Source organism: Luteibacter rhizovicinus DSM 16549 (genome assembly GCF_001887595.1).
GTDB classification, from domain to species: domain Bacteria; phylum Pseudomonadota; class Gammaproteobacteria; order Xanthomonadales; family Rhodanobacteraceae; genus Luteibacter; species Luteibacter rhizovicinus.
Genome location: NZ_CP017480.1, coordinates 740,828 through 756,763 on the forward strand (window position 1 = coordinate 740,828; position 15,936 = coordinate 756,763).

Sequence of the window (15,936 nt, forward strand, 5' to 3'; positions counted from 1 at the left end):
GCATTCCTGTGGCGTAGGGACGAAACCCTTCTAGCCTGCCGTATCGCGCGCCCGGAGGCCATGGCCTCCTGCCCTACCCGCCGCGCGGGCAATAAAAAACCCGCCGCTCCCGGAGTCGCCGGTGATCGTCTGCCCGGCCGCCCCGGGCACCACCGAGAAGTAGGCGCCGCGGGCGGCGTCCCAGCCGTAGACGATCGTCGAGCCGTCCCAGTCGGTGCGGGTCACCGTGCTGACCCGCGGTGTTCAGCGCGCCGGCCAGTCCGGTGACGGTCGGCGTGGCGCCCTCGCGCCACTTGCTGTCCTGGCTGTTGTAGGAGCGCCTGGTCGCGGATGACCATGTTTATGACAAATAGCGCCTTGCCGTTACTCAGGTCACGTCGTTGGCGAAAACATGGGTCATATCTCGCTACTTGTAACCACGGAAGTGCCGACCCGATACGACGTCTCGTTTTTCGAGCATGCAGGTGACACCACCTCCGGCCACCTGAAGGTAGTTGCCCTGTCCGTCCGTCAGCGATGCATAGGAAGAAGGCCCGTAGCTGCGAAGCGACGCGATGATCGCGCGCAGCTGCTTTTCGTCCACATCATCCAACGGCGGTTTCTGTTCGATTTCCAGACGCATGGGAAACGTCGAGCTCCAAACCGGGTTCTGGGAAACACGATTACTGCGTACGTATCCGCTTCAAGATCTTCTGCGCCTTATCCAGCGTACGGAAACCGTCCTTCATATTTCCCGATCGATAGAACCCATAAGCCTCGTCCACCAGTTTCTGAAATTCATCGAATTGGGGACGCGGACCTTTCTCCTTGACGGCCAATGCATGCCCCTCCCTGAGTCCCTGGAATGCCAGGTCGAGCGTCCACTGTTCGTCGGCGGGCAGCCACTCGCGATCAGGGAAGTCGTCCGGTGCGCAAATGCGCACGAAGCCGACGTAATCCTTGAAGCCATGCAAATCGTTGAACGGAAATACGGCCATCAAACCCCCTCGATCCTGGCATCTCCAATCCACAACGCCAGATCATCGCTATCGAACGATCTCGTCGCGGGAAACTGATCGGATGCAGATAAGCGTCAGCGCAGGGAAATGCCAATGAACGAAGTCGTGACGACCCGTGCCGCTTGTCCCGCGTGTCGAATCCATATCCTTCGAAGGAAGACCCCTCCTTACATGCCTTCTGGGATACCGCTGCGGCCATCCATCTTGGTGATCTCCCAACGACGAAGGTCGTCCCACTCGAACTGGATCTTGTAGTCGAACGATTCGTCGGCGGAAAGAAGGAAGACACCTTTCTGCTTACCCAGCAAGGCCATGAGCCTGGAACTCCTGTCGTCCATCGAATCGAAGAACGAACCACTGGTTATCGCACCGATGATCGTGACCCCGGTCTTGCTGACGTAGGAAGCACTTGCTCCCTGATGGAGCTCTTCCGCCTGGAACCTGTAATAGGCTTTTTTCCAATCGGCGTCGAGAGATCGGGCCGCTCCGATGAGGTCCCTGGCGAGGTCCACGACGATGGCAGAAGCTTCCTCATTCATTGACACGCTCTCCGGACATAGGTTGGGCCCGACTCGTTAAGGAACTTGCCGGAGAACCGGTTCACCACGTTGCCTGCCGCATCCTTGACTTGATACTCAACCGCCAACGTCGCCGGCCCGTCGACGGGCTCGAAATCGCCCAAGGTGTGCGAGAAACTTCACCCGTAAAAAGGCATCGGCCCGACACATCCAGCATGCGGACCGATGATGCCCGACGGAAGTCCACTTCCCGCGTTGACGTGTATCGTCGAATAATTCTGCTGATGGAACGTCTGAGTCAACTCGGCGATGGGACCGTCCTGGGACGGTGTCGGCTCCGGGCCTGGACGAAGCCCGTTTCATGCTCGGTCGAGCGCCTGCTGGGCCAACTGGGCATGGAGACGACGGCGCCGACCGAGCCCGAAACGGGCATGCCCCATGTCCTTCTGTCCGACTACCTGTCGGGCCAGACGCGTCACTGAAGGCATGGCCTCCTGCCCTACCCGCCGCGCGGGCAATAAAAAACCCGCCGCTCCCGGAGGAGCGGCGGGTTCGGTGTTGCGTACTACTTACTGACCAGCAGCGGTCGAAGCCGGAGCCGGAGCGGCCGTACCGGCAGCAGCCGGAGCGGTCGTGGCAGCAGCCGGAGCAGCGTCAGCCGGAGCAGCCGCCGGAGCGGTTGCAGCAGCGGCCGGAGCCGTAGCGGCGGCAGCCGGAGCGGCCGGGGTAGCGTCTTCGCTCTTGTTGCAAGCGGAGAGCATGGCGGCAGCGACGAAGGCAAGGGCAGTGATCGAAGCAATCTTCATAGGTTTGGCTCCTCAGTTGTTATGTATAGGCGCAAGCGCGACGGCGGATACCCACCGGTTGGCGGGCCCTCCACGGCTTTCGCCGCGCGTGCAGATGATAAATGGTTTCATCCCTGGCGTGCCCGTGCGAAGACAGACACGACAAGATTGCAACGATCATGATGAAGCGTAGATGTCTGGTGAAGCAAGCGTGACGTAATCGCACGCTTTTTTCAGAATAATCGCCTTCCGCCTCCAGAAGCCAGCCCCTAGCCTTGTCAGCCAGAAATTGCGATTCGGACGTCCTGTCCGACCGCCTGACAAGGAGAAGGTGCTTGGCCACGGAAAAAACGTTTAAAACCCGATACCTGGTTGCAGTAATCGCCGCATTTGCGCAGCCCTGTGTGGGCGCCGAAGGACCACCATGGGTTGTCGATGGGACGGATTTTGATATCCCCGCAGGATCCTGGGAGACGGCTTTGCCGAGCATTCCCGCCGTCTGGGTGAGGAATGGCGGGACAGCGACCGGCACCGATATCACCCTGAAGACGTCCGGCACGAACGCGCACGCCATTCAAACCGAAGGCACTGGAAGCCTGCTGACCCTGACTGGTGGGGAACTGCGTACAACGGGCAATGGCTCCTACGGCGCGCTGATCGGCGGTTCGACGCCCAGCAAGCTCACCAACGTGACCATCGGTACCGAGGGTGGCAGCGCTCATGGCGTCCGATTCGACGGCGCCAACGTGCAGGGCGAGTTCGTCGGGGGCAGCATCACGACCACGGGCTACGGGGCCATCGGCGTTCTCGCCGAGGGCGGCGCTCAGTTCTCTGTCGGGTCCACCCGGATTTCCACGCATAACACAGGCGCCCACGGCCTGGCGGCGCACGGCCAAGCGGCTGCGCTGCGGGCACAGAAGGCTTCGATCGAAACCCAGGGCAGCGGCGCCAACGGCGTGCTCGTCTCGAGGACGGTGACGGCCGTCCTTACCGACACGTCGATGACGACCTCTGGCGAAGGTGCCAGCGCGCTGCACGCCGGTGACGGAGCGGGCCTCATTACCGTGACAGGTGGCCGCTGGCAGACCACGGGACGCCAGGCCGCCGGCATCGAAGCAGCGAATCTCGGGCTGGCGACAGTCAACGGAACCGACATCGAAACGGCTGGCTTCAATGCCGCGGGCCTCGACAGTCGCGCGGGGGCGATCAATCTGACCGATGTAACGATCACCACCCGTGGCAACCAGTCCTTCGGCATCGTGGCGATGGGCGGGGACTTCACGGGGCGCGTGCCCTACGTCGACGCCACACGGACGCACATCACGACCGCAGGCCGGACCGCGAACGGTGCCGATGCGAGGACGGGTGGCCGCATCACGCTCAACGACACCGACATCCTCACCACCGGGATGTACGCCAACGGCCTGAGCGCGTGGAAGGCGTCGATCGTGGCCAACCGCACCCACGTCAAGACCACCGGCGTCGCCGCGTACGGCGCCGACGTGAGCGAAGGCGGGTCGCTGACGGTGCAGGGTGGCTCGATCGAGAGCCTGCAGGCTGCCGCGCTTCGCCTGCACAACCCTGCCAAGGTCCGCATCAGTGGCGGCGCCGTCATGGGTGGCGCAGCCTTCGTGGACGTGTATCCGACGTCCACGACGCCCTTCACTATCATGCTGGACGGCAAGAGCCAGGCCGTCGGCGACATCCGCCTTGCGGACGAGACGGGTACACCGGCGCCGGATGCCACGAAGGCCTCGCTGACGATCCGTAGCGGCGCCATGTGGCTGGGTGGCACCGACATCGTTCGCGACCTCACGCTGGAGGACGCCGGCCACTGGGCGGTCGGGCGCGACAGCCGGGTCGGCCGTCTCGACAGCGACCACGGCGTGGTGACGTTCGCCTCCGCGCCCGGCACCTTTGCCACGCTGACCGTTGCGGGTGACTACGAGGGTAACCAGGGACTGTTCCGTATGCGCAGCCGCCTCGGCGACGACACATCGCCATCCGACCTGCTGCACATCATGGGCAGCACGTCCGGAAGCAGCTTCATCGCTGTGGATGTGCTCGATGGTGTCGGCGACTACACGAACGATGGCATTCGCCTGGTGCAGGTCGACGGTAGCTCGAACGGTCGCTTCGAACTCGCTGGCCGCGCCGTCGCCGGCGCGCACGAATACTTCCTGCACCAAGGTGCGCTCAGCGCGGCGAATGACGGCCACTGGTATCTGCGTTCGTCGCTGGAACCCGAGACCGTCGATCCGGCCGTGATCGATCCCCCGGTCACACCGGAGACTCCCGAGCCGGCGGTCGACCCGGATCGGGTACTCCCGCGCGTGCTGCGCCCCGAGGTCGGTACCTACCGGGCCAACCAGATGGTTGCCCTCGAAATGTTCCAGGGTGGTCCGGGCGCCGGCGAAGACGACGAGCGCGATGGTGCCCACCACACCGTGTGGGCTCGTTTCGACCGTCGCCACACGTCGTTCGATATCGGCAAACAACTGACCACGACCTCGTCGGCCAACGAACTCACGCTCGGCGCCGACCTGTTCCGCGACGCGGACAACGAGGCGCACCTCGGCGTCATGGCGGCTGTCGGCCAGGCCGACACGCGCGGCACGTCGCTCCTCACCCACTACGCGGCGAAGGGACGGGTCCGTGGTGCTGCTGGGGGGATCTACGGCGGTTTTCGTGGCGACGACGGCACCTACCTCCGTGGCTGGACCCAGTACGCCCACGTCAATCAGCGTGTGGAAGGCGATGCCCTCGCCACCGAGCGCTACGGGAGCGGCATGCTCACGGCGAGCCTCGAGGCGGGTCACCGCTGGCGACAGGCCGTGACCCGCGAGACCGACACGTACATCGAACCGCAGGCGCAGATCCTCAGCACGCGGCTACGCGGTGGCGCCCACCGCGAAGCCAATGGCACGCGCGTCGCACCGCTTCATGGCAGCGGGATCACCGCGCGACTCGGTGTGCGCACGGCCGCACGCTGGAACACACCGAACGGTCACGTCGCGTCGCCCTACTTCGCGGCGAACTGGATCCGACGTCTCGGCCATCTCGATGCCACGCAACTCGGCAACGAGGCGTTCAACGCCGGCGTGCCGCGAAACAGCTACGGCCTGAAGCTGGGTGTCGCACTCATGCGCAGCAGCGGCTGGCGCGTTTGGACGGACGTGGAAACCCGCTTCGGTGCCCATCGATACCGCCGGGTGACCGGATCCATCGGTATCCGCAAGGCCTGGTGACGACACGGAGCCCGGGGTACGGCGTCAGTGTGCGCCCCGGGCCCGCTTCAACCAGCGAGCTCGACCGCCTGGGGACGCGCCTTGCGCGCCGTGACCGTACTTCCGACGGACGCCAGCACAATGAAACCGATGGCCAGCCACTGGCCGCTGGCAAGATGCTCGCCGAGCAGCAGCATCGCCAACAACGACGCGACGGCCGGCTCCAGACTGACCATGATGCCGAAGGTTTCACTGGGCAGCCGCTTCAACGCCATCATCTCCAGCGACATGGGAATCGCACTCGACACGATCGCCACACCCAGGCCGGCCAGCAGGATCATCGGATCGAGCAGGCTGGCGCCGGCGTGCGCCACACCATAAGGCACGACGACGAGACTGGCCGCGACGAGGCCGAGCGACACCGATTGTCCCGCATGCAGATGCCCGGCCTGTTTGCCGAACAGGATGTAGAGTGCCCAGCAGACGGCCGCGCCGAGCGCGAGCATCACGCCCGTCGGATCCAGCGTGCTGTTGTGTCCGAGCGGCAGCAGCATCACCAGGCCGGTGATCGCGCTGGCCAACCAGACGAAGTCCACCGCGCGACGTGACGCGATCATCGCCACGGCGAGCGGACCGCTGAACTCGATGGCCACGGCGATACCGAATGGAATCGTCCTCAGCGCCAGGTAGAACAGCAGGTTCATGACGCCGAGCGTCAGCCCGTAACGAATGACGAAACCCGCGTCACGGCGGCTCAACGGCCAACGCCACGGGCGCCAGAACAGAAGCAGGACCAGCGCGGAGAAACCGACGCGCAACGCCGACGTACCTTCGGCACCGATCAGCGGAAAGAGCTTCTTCGCGAACGACGTGCCGATGCACAGCGAGGTGACCGAACCGAGCACGGCGAGGGCCGGCAGCCAGAGAGAGGAACGTGGGGAAGTCATGCATGCACTTTAGCCGTTGCCGCGAAGCACGCCCATGGGACGGATCGCGACTCCTGACACGAATGCTAGACATTTTGTTTATGATAGACATATAGTCCACATCGACCCCGCCCGAGCGACCATTGCCATGACCGCCCTGCCCGACTTCCGTCTTGAAACCTACTTCTCGCGCTGGGAGTTCGCGGCGCGCTACCACCTGACGGCGTCGGACGCCGAGAGCCTGCGGATCGACGAACTGCTCGCCCTGGCGGAACCGGCCGACCGCGATGCCTTTTCGTCCCTGCACCTCGGCTACACGCAGACCTACGGGGCGCCCGCCTTGCGCGAGGCGATCGCCGGTCTTTACGACACGCGTGGTGCGGATGACATCCTCTGCTTCGCTGGCGCCGAGGAAGGCATCTATATCGCCATGCGCGTCCTGCTGGGTGCGGACAACCACGCCATCGTGATAACGCCGAACTACCAGTCGGCCGAGACCGTGCCGCTGTCGATCTGTGAGGTCACCGGCGTTGCCCTGGATCCCGACGACGGCTGGTCACTCGACATCGACCGGGTAGCCGCCGCCATCCGGCCGAACACACGGGTGATCTCGATCAATTTCCCGCACAACCCGACGGGCAAGATCCTCGAGCGCGATCGCTACGACGCACTGGTGGCGCTGTGTCGCCACCATGGCATCTGGCTCTTCAGTGACGAGGTGTATCGCCCTCTCGGCCCGCCGGGTACCGAGCACCTGCCGCAGGCCGCCGACCTCTACGAGCGCGGTATATCCCTGGGCGTCATGTCAAAAGCCTACGGCCTGCCGGGACTTCGCATCGGCTGGATCGCCTGCGCCGATCGAGCGCTCCTGCAGAAGATGGAGCGGTACAAGCACTATTTGTCGATCTGCAACGCCGGGCCGTCGGAACAGCTGGCACTCATCGCCCTCAAGGCACGTGCGACGATTCTCGAACGAAACCGCAGGATCGTCGGCGAGAATCTCGCCGTGCTCGATGCCTTCTTCGCCAGGTGGCCGGAACACTTCGCGTGGTACCGGCCGGACGGCGGCTGCGTGGCTTACCCACGCTATCTCGGCCCTGGCAGTGTCGAGGCATTCGCAGCCGACCTCGTCGAGCAGGCAGGCGTGCTCTTGCTGCCCGCCGAGCACTATCGATCCGAACTGGCGCCGACACCGACCGACCGTTTTCGTATCGGCTTCGGCCGCGCCGATTGCGCCGAAGCGGTGGCCGCTCTCGACGACTACCTGCGACGCTGAGGACAGCACATGTTTCGAAAGCACACCGTGTTTCAAATCCTGCTGGCGCTGGTCGTCGCCCAGGCCGGGGTGTTCCAGCCGGCGGTAGCGTCCAGCAGTCCAGGTGACGCGATCCGCGAGACGCCCGGCGCGCCCGGTCGGCCGGTGCCCGGGCATACTTACAAGTTCGTCTTCGACATGAACACCTCTTACGATGCCGCCCTCGGCTTCAATCCCGGCTTGCACGCGCTGGCTAGCCTGATCACGGAATACGCCTCGTACGGTGTCGATGCCGGACATCGTGCGATCGTGGTCGTCTTGAATGGCAGCCACGCCGAGATGGCCCTGACCGATGCCAGCTATCGCCGCCTACACGATGGCCAGGGAAATCCCGCCATCGAGGATATGCAGGCGCTGGAACAACTCGGCGTCGTGTTTACCGTGACGGCCAGGGACGTCACGTCCCTGGCCGTGCGTGCCGCGGATATCCGGCCTGGGGTAAAAATCGGCCCTCGCGCCAGCATCGTCTATCTCGATCTCGAATCGGAAGGCTATGTCTACAGCGGACTGAAGAGCCTGATGACCGAGTAGATCGCGATGGTCGGGCAAGGACGGACGTTTAGCGATCTTCCGCCTTGTGTTTTTTCACGTACTCCCGGTAGGCCTCGATACCGGCATCACGACGGAGCAGTTTCGAGTCAGGATCGATCGTGTAAGTCGCATGCTCGGGTAATGTCAGCTCGCCCTTGCCTCCGGTCATCGGCACGGTCAGCACGTGATCGCCGACGCGCACATCCACGGGTAACGGGAAAGGCCCGTTTCCTGGCACCGACCAGGTCAGATGCAACACCTGCCCGTCACGCTTCAGCTGCAAGTCGGGCAACGCTGCCTGATAGAGATAGACGTTGAAGAACCAGTGGAGGTCCTGGCCTGTCACCTTGTCGACGATGTCGATGAAGTCGCTCGTGGTGGCATAACGCGGCGAGAAGTTGCCGGGCTCGGGACGCTCGGTGCCATAGACCAGCAAACGCACCGAGCGGTAGAACGCCTCATCGCCGATGAGGTTGCGCAGGGTGTGCAGGACCAGGGCGCCCTTGCTGTAGATGTCCTGACCGGGACCACCGCGCGCGTCCTCATAGACATCTTCTTCGCGACGCGGCTTTCCGGACACCATCGGATGATGATTGGCCAGCTTGCTGCGAAGCTTCATCAGGCTGGCGAAGTACGCCTGCGCGCCGCCGATGGATTGCGCGTACAGCGGCTGCATGTACGTCGCGAAGGCTTCATGCAGCCACATGTCGTCCCAGTTGGCATTCGTCATCTGGTTGCCGAACCACTCATGCGAAAGCTCGTGCTGTAACAGGTCGTCGTAGCCGTAGGCGGTCTTGGCGTAGGCATTGCCGTAGGCATTGACTGTCTGATGTTCCATGCCCTTGAAGGGCGTTTCAACGACGCCCATTTTTTCCGCGGCGAACGGGTACGGACCGATGGCGTTTTCCAGGAAATCTAGCATCGGCGGGAACTCGGCAAACAGGGCGCGTGCCTTCGTTTCGTCGTCCACATACCAATAATGCAGGGGGATAGCGTTGCCGAAACGGCTGGCATACGACGCCGACAGCTCTCGATAAGGCCCGATGTTCAACGCAACCCCGTACGTGCTGACGTCGTGACTGCGCCAGTGGTACGTACGCATGCCATTGACCTCGTCCATGCCGACGGCCACGCCGTTGCCGACGGCCACCAATGGCGCCGGCACCGTCACGTGCTCGTCGACGAGTTTCGGACGTCCCATGGGATGATCGATGCACGGCCAGAACAGATCGCAGCCCTCGCCTTCCACCGCGGTGGCGACCCACGGCTGGCCATCCGGTGTCTTTGCCCAGACAAATCCGCCGTCCCACGGCGCATGGACCGCGACATGGGGGCTGCCGTGGTAAGTGACCCGCACCGTCGTACGGGCCCCTTTCTCCAGCGGTTGCGGGAGATCGATCTCGAGGCGCCCCTGCGGATTGCGGTAGGCCGTGGACGGCAACGGCTTGCCGTCCACGTCGACCGCATCGATGGGCAGGTTGCGGTCGAGGTCGAGGACCACGCGGCGCAACGGTGCGGTCACGGCGAAGGTCAGCTTCGCATCGCCGTCGATCCAATGACGCGCGGGATCGACGCGAAAGCTGAGGTCGGCGTGCTCGAAGGTCACGGCCAGTTGTTCCGGGGCACGGGGCGCACCGGAATTGACCGTGAGGTCGGTCAGCGGCGGCGGCCCCGGCGGGACGGGCGGCGCGGAGGGCGTGCAAGCGACGGTGCCGAGGGCAAGGCCGACGCCGAGCAGGAACGTGTTACGCATGATCGAATGAGCCATCAGGGGAAGAGGGACCGGGCAACCATACTGACCCGCGCAGGAGCCGTCATCGGTCATTAGAGGGGTATGACGCCGACGGCGGTTCCATGTAGAGCCCGATACACGGATCGATCAGTGGTTCGTGCAAGCCAATGCGAACCCCGGTGATTCACAGTGCGACGTCGATTGAATCAGGCACATCGAGGTCGTTGTGAACGCAGTCAAGCTCTTTTCCCTGTGGGTAGCGTGCTCTCTGGCCGTGGGTGCCACCCAAGCCCACGCTGCCCCTGGCACCGATGCACCTGCGGCAGCCGTCACCGGAGGGCTTCCCGTCGAGGGCCGCATGCCTGCGCTCAGCGGCGCGTCGTCATGGCTCAACGGGCCGGCCCTGACCGCTTCCGGTCTGCACGGAAAAGTCGTCCTCGTCGACTTCTGGACGTTCTCGTGCATCAACTCGCTGCGACCGCTCCCCTATCTCCGTGCCTGGGCCACGAAGTACCAGGCGCAGGGGCTCGTCGTCATCGGCGTGCAGTCACCCGAGTTCGCGTTCGAACAACGGCTCGATAACGTACGCGACGCCCTGGCGAGTCACGCGATCTCGTTCCCCATCGCTGTCGATAACGGACACCGGGTATGGAATGCTTTTCAGAACGAGTACTGGCCAGCGATCTATCTCATCGATGCCGAAGGGCGCATCCGTTATCACCACTTCGGCGAGGGCGATTATGACCAGACCGAACGGGCGATACAGGCACTCCTGACCGAGGCGGGCGCGTCCCGTGTCGACCATGGCCTCGTAAGCGTACGCGGTGAAGGCGCCGAGGCAGCCCCCGACTGGGATAACGTGAAATCGCCTGAGACCTACCTGGGCTACGCACGGACGGAACGCTTTGCGTCACCCGGCGGCCCCGTACCGGACATTCGGCACGCCTACACGGCTCCGACGCCTCTCGATCTCAACGACTGGGCACTCGCGGGCGACTGGAGCATGGGCGCCGAAGCGACCACGGTACGCAAGGCCCACGGGCGGCTTCTTTTCCGCTTCCATGCACGCGACCTGCATCTGGTGGCAGGCCCCGCGACACGCGGCTCACCGCTGCATTTCCGCGTCCTCATCGACGGCAAGCCGCCCGGCAGCAATCATGGCGCGGATACCGACGAGCAGGGCAATGGGACGATCGACGGCCAGCGTCTGTATCAACTGATCCGACAGAAGGCTCCCATTGACGATCGAACGTTCGAGATCGAGTTCCTCGAACCGGGGGCGGAGGTGTTCGCCTTTACCTTCGGATAGGCGAAAAAAAAGCAGAGCGACTGCTCTGCTTTTTTCGACAAACCGTGCCAGTCGATCAGAACGGAATATCGTCGTCGTCGAAGCCTTCGTTGACCGGCGGAGCCGAGCGCTGCGGGGGGCATTGCCGCCGCGGGGCTGGCCGTAGTCGTCGCCGCCGCGCGCACCGCCGCCGCCGTAGTTGCCGCCACCGCGCTGCTGGCCACCCGCGCCACCACCACCGTAGTTGCCGCCACCGCCACCGCCACCGCCGGCTGCACGTGCCTGCTGGGGACGCGCGCCGCCGCCCTGGCCGCCGCCGAAGCCACCACCACCGCCGCCTTCACCGCCGGCGTTGCCGCCGAGCATCTGCATTTCGTTGCCGATGATGTCGGTGGAGTAGCGCTCGACGCCATCCTTGTCGGTGTACTTGTCGGTACGCAGCGAACCTTCGATGTAAACCTGACGACCCTTCTTCAGGTACTCACCGGCGATTTCAGCCAGCTTGCCGAACAGCTTCACGCGGTGCCATTCGGTGCGCTCCTGCTTTTCGCCGGAGGACTTGTCGGTCCAGGCTTCGGAGGTGGCGATGCGCAGGCTGGTGATGGCCGTGCCGCTACCGGTGTACCGGGTCTCGGGATCCGCGCCGAGGTTGCCGACAATAATGACCTTGTTGATACCGCGTGCCATGGATTTCCCTCGTAAACGTGTCTTCGGACGCCGGCCCGGACCGGGCGGGCGCTCCCACCCATCATAGCCAGCCAGCCTGCGCGACGCGCGGGCCGACGGGGGCGGACCGGGTAGTTTGGGCGATGGCAGCCCCGACCGCAAACCCTTCGGCGTGGGCCGAAGTCCCCGCGGGCCAGGGCACCAGTCTCATTCCCACGTGATCTGCACCAGCGCCACGCCGGGAGCATTCCCGGGCTGGAGTCGGCCAACCCGGACATAGCGGGCCTCGAAGCGAAGCTCCGGCGAGACCCCTGCCAGATCGAAGCGTACAGGCGTGGTCCCATCGGGCACGACGGGCTGGCCCGCACCCGTGCGCAACGCGATAGCCACACCGCGGGCGTCCCCCGTCGTGGCCATGTAACGGGGATCCTCCACCGCCGCCGTGGCGTGAACGGTGACCAGGGCATGGGTGGCGCCGACGCAGTCCGCGCCGATGAAGGCGGCTGCCTGCCAACGGCTGCCCTCGCCGATCGCGGGTAGCTCGGAGACGGCTACGCTGCCCAGATCGATACCGATCCGGTTGGCAACGAGCGCACAGGAAGGCGTGATCGCCCCGGTGACGTCGAACTGCAGGGTGTCGCGGACCTCGCCAGCCCTGCCGGAAGGCGCAGCGAGCAGGACAACGAGACCGAGTATGCCCACGGCGACCGGGACGGAAACTCGCCCGCTCATCGGCACACCCCCGTGAGTCGCGTCAGGCCAGGAGCAGCCTCGTCGTCGGCTTCCACGCGGACGATGCATTGGTCCTGCGCCCGCCTGCCCCAGCGGACCGTGAGCTCTGCGCCTGGCACGGCGTTGCGGACGAAGATGTTCCCCGCCTGGCCCACCACGCCGACCGAACGCCCCTCGCTATCAAGAACATCGGCACCGAAAGGCGGGGGAGCACCGTCCGCCTGGCGTGCCACCAGCAACGCGGTGCGCCCGACGTCGGTGTCGAACGGCAGCAGGACGAGGGCCCCTGCCGTTGGCGCGACACTCCGGCGCGTCGAGAGCAGGCTCACATCCAGCGACAGGCCCGCTGGATCGATCTCGATGGGGTTCCACCGGAAAGGCGCGAGATGCGGCACCACACCGTAACCGCGCCGGTCGAGCCGGACGCCCGTCGCGGATGACAAACGTGCACCCGCCGCTCCCGGCGCATGCACGAGAGCCATGGCCTCGCCGAGCCGCTGCGTCCGCGTGATGCCATCGCGGTGCAGGACGAGTCCACCGGACGTCGCGAACGACTCGGCATGCGCACCACGACTCCGGTCGACGGCAACACTCGATTGACCGCTGCCTGACAGGCGCGACGCCGACAGACCGATGGGGCGATCGCCTCCCGCGCCTTGCCCGAGGAATGCGCCGTAGGCCACGTCGCGTTCCGTGCCCAACGTGCCCACCACGCCGAGCTGCAGGCGGCTGGCATCGCGCCGTGCGCCATGACCGGTCAGGGTGAGTGTCGGCGTGGTCGGTGCCGAACCCAACGGGATCGATAGCCCGAGGCGCGCGCTCACATCATCGGCCGCATGGCGCAAGGACACATCCAGCGTGGCCCGTCGCCATCCGCGCATCCAGGCGAGAGCAAAGGATGTTTCCGATCGACCTCGGTGAGCATCGGAGCGGCGTTTCGTCCGGCGCAGGTCGCCACTCGCGGTGAGCGCGCCGTTGCCCGCGGGCAACTCACGTTGCAGCACGACGTCCAGTCGCACCTCGCCAGTACCGCCGACCTGGGCAGAGGAGCGACGATGGCCGGTACCCGGCAGGGCACTTCCCCGGTCGCCTGCGAGGCTGACCCACATGCTGGTCCCATCCTGCCAGCGTCGACCGTGGCGAAGCCGCCAGGCCCCGCTCCGGTTCGACCGGGAGGATGACGACGAACGCGCGGTACGGGAGCCGGTGAAGTCGACGGCGAAAGCGCCAGCCATGCTATCGACGGCGGCTCCGAGCAGGATCGAATGACTGCCCGCCCAGCCACGCCAGCCGCTATATACGGTGGTGTTCCGCGACAGGCCTCGTCGCCATGTCGCCTGGACCAGCTCGCCGCCACGACCTTGCGCTGTCAGCGCGCGCCCCATACTCATCGAGGCGAACGTGCGCCCTTCGCCGAGCAAGTCGGGCATCGCGAAAAAAGGCACGCGAAACGATGTGCGACGACCATCTTCCTCGTCGACGGTGACATCGAGGTGACCGCCACGACCGATGCCCTGCAGGTCGTCGATGACGAAGGGACCGGGCGTGACCGTGAGTTCTCGCAGCAGCACGCCCGCCTGGCTCACTCGCACGACAGCGTGTGTCCGCGCGACACCGTGCACCCTCGGCTTGTAGCCCGAACCAGCGTCATCCTCCATGCGTGCGTCGCTCGCCAGACTCATGCCGCGCAGGCGAACAGGCGCAAAGCTGCCATCGGACACGAGGAGTTCGCCCGTCCGCCACTGCGATCGCCAGGTCTCGATCTGCCGTTCCACATACAGGTAGCGACGTCGGTAGCGCGATGCGCTCCACGCCCCCGCGCCACGCACGCGCCAGTCTGCCGCATTGATGCCTGCCTCGATCGCGAGAAATCGCGCCGTGCGCGAACGCTTGCCCGTCGTGCTGCGATGCACGTTGACGTGCCACCCGAGCTGCCCGGACACCACACCAGCATCACGCTGCGAAGGCGGCACCAGACCGGACCGTTGGCGCGCAAGTGACGCCTGCGGCACTTCGATGTCGAGCCGTTGCTCGCTCACGTCGAAACGCGTCGTTGCGCCGGGAAGGAGATCGGACAGCGGACGACAACCCTCGTCGTCCGTCGCAAGACTCGCCGGAAGCGTCACACCCAACGACACCAGGTCCGCGCGTGACACACAGGGTGTGGCGTCGGACGCCGTGTCCTCGGTGGCGAAACGAACACGACGGCGGCACTGCCACTCACCGTTCAACCACACGTCCGCGTCGTAGGTGCCGGCCACGACCGGATTGCCACGGGTATAACGGGAAAGGTCGATCTTCATCGCGTCACCACCTGGAAGAAATGCGGGATTGAACTGGACTGTCTTGCCAGCGGGCGGAGCGTCGATCCCGGCTTCGACGCGCGTCACGCCGAGGGCCAGGGTGACGGCGACCCGCCATACACAGGCGCGCGGGCTGCGCGAGCCACGCCTGGGGGACGCGCTTGCTTCAGTCATCGACCACCGCGGCAGGGGTGACCTTTGCCGCCGAGGGAATGACCGCGCCGTAGTCGTTGATCGTGGTAAACGTCACCGCGGCTGTCGGCGACATGCCCTTTGGCAGCGGCCATGATGTCTGGCCCTTCGCTACGGCCATGCCACCACCGAGCGAGACGGTCTTACTCGAGGTACCGCTGGCGGCGATCGCAACCTCGTTGAACGAGATGACATAGGGCGAGGGATTGACGACACGCAGCTGGAACAGCGCACCGACCCGCTCGACCGACCACGTCAGCAGACCCGGTGCATCAGCGGGCGCCATGGAAAGTCCAGACGGCCGATGCAAGAGCTTGAGCCGGTGCCGGAAGGCGAACTGCAGCGTGTTGGCCGCCGCCCCTTCTTCCGGACTCGGGGGAATTTCGAGCACGTTGAGCCAGTACAACACCTCACGATCCGTTGGCGGATGCTCACCGACATGGACGATGCGCAAGGCGTGTCCGCGCCCCGGGTCGATGCGGAATACCGGCGGCGTGATGGCGAACGGTGCATGCGCGTTCTCCGGCGTGGATCGAGCGTCGCCATCGTCGATCCACGCCTGGACGAGTGCAGGCTCCTGGCCCTTGTTCTCGATTCGCACAGCAATGTCGCGACTGGCGCCCGGAAACACGACTCGCGTGCCGCCGATGACGACGCCCGCCTTCGTCTCGCCGGCCATGGCGACATAGACCAAGGCAAGGCTCATGATCGTCCGGGCGCGGC

15 protein-coding genes and 1 pseudogene are annotated in these 15,936 nt (G+C 65.1%); 5 read left to right on the forward strand and 11 right to left on the reverse strand.

From position 1 onward, the window contains the following. Positions 1-30 precede the first annotated feature (30 nt). The 4 genes from BJI69_RS03525 to BJI69_RS22210 all read right to left on the reverse strand — a co-directional run bounded on the left by BJI69_RS03525 (position 31) and on the right by BJI69_RS22210 (position 1,537). Entirely contained in the window at positions 31-225 is a 195-nt protein-coding gene (locus BJI69_RS03525) for a hypothetical protein (RefSeq protein ID WP_046968836.1), read from the reverse strand. Positions 226-406: 181 nt separating this feature from the next. Continuing rightward, positions 407-622, reverse strand: coding sequence for a hypothetical protein (locus BJI69_RS03530; RefSeq protein WP_052767301.1), 216 nt, complete (start codon positions 620-622; stop codon positions 407-409). Between the two features lie 40 nt (positions 623-662). After that, positions 663-977: a hypothetical protein gene (locus tag BJI69_RS03535; protein WP_046968837.1), complete on the reverse strand. Its 315-nt coding sequence runs from the start codon at positions 975-977 to the stop codon at positions 663-665. A gap of 188 nt (positions 978-1,165) precedes the next feature. After that, positions 1,166-1,537: a hypothetical protein gene (locus BJI69_RS22210; RefSeq protein ID WP_053057147.1), complete on the reverse strand. Its 372-nt coding sequence runs from the start codon at positions 1,535-1,537 to the stop codon at positions 1,166-1,168. Between the two features lie 263 nt (positions 1,538-1,800). Here BJI69_RS22210 and BJI69_RS03545 point away from each other — a divergent pair, with 263 nt between their 5' ends. Continuing rightward, entirely contained in the window at positions 1,801-1,998 is a 198-nt protein-coding gene (locus tag BJI69_RS03545) for a hypothetical protein (RefSeq protein WP_125902970.1), read from the forward strand. Positions 1,999-2,085: 87 nt separating this feature from the next. Here the strand turns inward: BJI69_RS03545 and BJI69_RS03550 are convergent, their stop codons facing one another. Further along, positions 2,086-2,322 (reverse strand): hypothetical protein, encoded by a 237-nt coding sequence (locus tag BJI69_RS03550; protein WP_071924871.1) that lies wholly within the window; start codon positions 2,320-2,322, stop codon positions 2,086-2,088. A 458-nt stretch (positions 2,323-2,780) separates the two neighbouring features. On the opposite strand from BJI69_RS03550, the gene BJI69_RS03555 reads away from it, so the two are divergent. Then, positions 2,781-5,549, forward strand: a complete 2,769-nt coding sequence (locus BJI69_RS03555) for an autotransporter family protein (RefSeq protein ID WP_046968839.1) — start codon at positions 2,781-2,783, stop codon at positions 5,547-5,549. 47 nt (positions 5,550-5,596) lie between these two features. Here the strand turns inward: BJI69_RS03555 and BJI69_RS03560 are convergent, their stop codons facing one another. Next, positions 5,597-6,475, reverse strand: coding sequence for an EamA family transporter (locus tag BJI69_RS03560; protein WP_046968840.1), 879 nt, complete (start codon positions 6,473-6,475; stop codon positions 5,597-5,599). Positions 6,476-6,602: 127 nt separating this feature from the next. On the opposite strand from BJI69_RS03560, the gene BJI69_RS03565 reads away from it, so the two are divergent. Beyond that, positions 6,603-7,730 carry an aminotransferase class I/II-fold pyridoxal phosphate-dependent enzyme gene (locus BJI69_RS03565; RefSeq protein WP_046968841.1) on the forward strand — a complete coding sequence of 376 codons (1,128 nt, stop codon included), beginning with the start codon at positions 6,603-6,605 and terminating at the stop codon, positions 7,728-7,730. A gap of 9 nt (positions 7,731-7,739) precedes the next feature. Further along, positions 7,740-8,300 carry a hypothetical protein gene (locus BJI69_RS03570; protein ID WP_046968842.1) on the forward strand — a complete coding sequence of 187 codons (561 nt, stop codon included), beginning with the start codon at positions 7,740-7,742 and terminating at the stop codon, positions 8,298-8,300. Positions 8,301-8,328: 28 nt separating this feature from the next. On the opposite strand, the gene BJI69_RS03575 is transcribed toward BJI69_RS03570, so the two are convergent. Beyond that, the gene (locus BJI69_RS03575) at positions 8,329-10,053 is read right to left on the reverse strand and encodes a M1 family metallopeptidase (RefSeq protein WP_046968867.1); all 1,725 of its coding nucleotides are present in this window, start codon (positions 10,051-10,053) and stop codon (positions 8,329-8,331) included. 337 nt (positions 10,054-10,390) lie between these two features. Here BJI69_RS03575 and BJI69_RS03580 point away from each other — a divergent pair, with 337 nt between their 5' ends. After that, positions 10,391-11,341, forward strand: coding sequence for a redoxin domain-containing protein (locus BJI69_RS03580; protein ID WP_052767302.1), 951 nt, complete (start codon positions 10,391-10,393; stop codon positions 11,339-11,341). A 321-nt stretch (positions 11,342-11,662) separates the two neighbouring features. Here BJI69_RS03580 and ssb read toward each other — a convergent pair. The 4 genes and pseudogenes from ssb to BJI69_RS03600 all read right to left on the reverse strand — a co-directional run. Beyond that, a pseudogene (gene ssb, locus BJI69_RS23090) lies at positions 11,663-12,007 on the reverse strand (single-stranded DNA-binding protein); the annotation flags it as partial. Between the two features lie 186 nt (positions 12,008-12,193). After that, entirely contained in the window at positions 12,194-12,718 is a 525-nt protein-coding gene (locus BJI69_RS03590) for a fimbrial protein (protein ID WP_046968844.1), read from the reverse strand. Next, entirely contained in the window at positions 12,715-15,195 is a 2,481-nt protein-coding gene (locus BJI69_RS03595) for a fimbria/pilus outer membrane usher protein (RefSeq protein WP_078022999.1), read from the reverse strand. Before BJI69_RS03595 ends, BJI69_RS03590 begins: the two co-directional genes overlap by 4 nt. After that, the gene (locus BJI69_RS03600) at positions 15,188-15,919 is read right to left on the reverse strand and encodes a fimbrial biogenesis chaperone (protein ID WP_046968846.1); all 732 of its coding nucleotides are present in this window, start codon (positions 15,917-15,919) and stop codon (positions 15,188-15,190) included. Before BJI69_RS03600 ends, BJI69_RS03595 begins: the two co-directional genes overlap by 8 nt. Between the last annotated feature and the right edge of the window lie 17 nt (positions 15,920-15,936).